The 1,719-nt window shown below is 54.7% G+C and carries 1 rRNA gene; it reads left to right on the top strand.

The window, feature by feature from the left end:
• Positions 1-1,719: ribosomal RNA gene (locus G343_RS15060) — 23S ribosomal RNA — on the top strand; the annotation flags it as partial.

The following is a 1,719-nucleotide window of genomic DNA, read 5'->3' as shown; positions in this document are numbered from 1 at the left end:
GATGTGCGGCCCATCAGTGAATACATAGCTGATGCGGCGGTAGACCCGGGGAACTGAAACATCTCAGTACCCGGAGGAAGAGAAAGAAAAATCGATCCCCTGAGTAGCGGCGAGCGAAACGGGGGGAGCCCAAACCAGCGCGAGCTGGGGTTGAAGGACACCGAGGATCAGCGGGCCGCCGAGCCGAACGGTCTGGAAAGACCGGCCATAGCGGGTAACAGCCCCGTCGGCCAAAGCGAAGCGCTGAGCGGTGGATCCTGAGTACGGCGGCACACGAGAAATGCCGTCGGAATCCGGGAGGCCCATCTCCCAAGGCTAAATACTCCTTGGTAACCGATAGTGAACCAGTACCGTGAGGGAAAGGTGAAAAGCACCCCGGGAGGGGAGTGAAAGAGCACCTGAAACCGTGTGCCTACAAATAGTCAGAGCCCGTTTATGGGTGATGGCGTGCCTTTTGTAGAATGAACCGGCGACTTGCGACTGCATGCGAGGTTAAGCAGCGAATGCGGAGCCGCAGCGAAAGCGAGTCTGAAACGGGCGTAAAGTATGGAGTCGCAGACCCGAAACCAGGTGATCTACCCATGTCCAGGCTGAAGTCCAGGTAACACTGGATGAAGGGCCGAACCGACTGACGTTGAAAAGTCACCGGATGAGGTGTGGGTAGCGGTGAAATTCCAATCGAACCTGGAGATAGCTGGTTCTCTCCGAAATATATTTAGGTATAGCCTCATGGACGCATCGTGGAGGTAGAGCACTGTTTGGACGAGGGGCCCATCCCGGGTTACCGAATTCAGACAAACTCCGAATGCCACCGATGTGAGCCATGGGAGTCAGACAGCGGGTGATAAGGTCCGTTGTCGAGAGGGCAACAGCCCAGACCACCGGTTAAGGTCCCCAAATATATGTTAAGTGGCAAAGGATGTGGCGTTGCACAGACAACTAGTATGTTGGCTTAGAAGCAGCCATCATTTAAAGAGTGCGTAATAGCTCACTAGTCAAGTGACGCTGCGCCGAAAATGTACCGGGGCTAAACATATTACCGAAACCGTGGATTAATTGAGATTAATGGTAGGAGAGCGTTCCAATGGCGGCGAAGCATGACCGTGAGGACATGTGGAGCGATTGGAAGTGAGAATGCCGGTGTGAGTAGCGAAAGACGGGTGAGAATCCCGTCCACCGAAAGACTAAGGTTTCCAGAGGAAGGCTCGTCCGCTCTGGGTCAGTCGGGACCTAAGCCGAGGCAGAGATGCGTAGGCGATGGCCAACAGGTTGATATTCCTGTACCGGTGATATCTGTTTGAACGAAGTGGGGACGCAGTAGGATAAGCGGAGCATGCGACTGGACGAGCATGTTCAAGCCGCGAGCCGGCATGACAGGATAAATCCGTCATGTGCCACGGCGAGCGGTGAAGAGGAGCTGAAAATAGTAGGCGAAGCCGCGGATTTCACACTGCCAAGAAAAGCCGCTAGTGAGGATATGACCGCCCGTACCGCAAACCGACACAGGTAGTTGGGATGAGAATTCTCAGGTGAGCGAGCGAACTCTCGTTAAGGAACTCGGCAAAATGACCCCGTAACTTCGGGAGAAGGGGTGCTCATGGATAATGAGCCGCAGTGAATAGGCCCAAGCGACTGTTTACCAAAAACACAGGTCTCTGCCAAACCGAAAGGTGACGTATAGGGGCTGACGCCTGCCCGGTGCTGGAAGGTTAAGAGGAG

It is taken from the genome of Salinicoccus albus DSM 19776 (assembly GCF_000385175.1).
Classification (GTDB): domain Bacteria; phylum Bacillota; class Bacilli; order Staphylococcales; family Salinicoccaceae; genus Salinicoccus; species Salinicoccus albus.
Note: the sequence above shows the minus strand (reverse complement) of the source record. Positions and strands in the feature narration are given on the sequence as shown.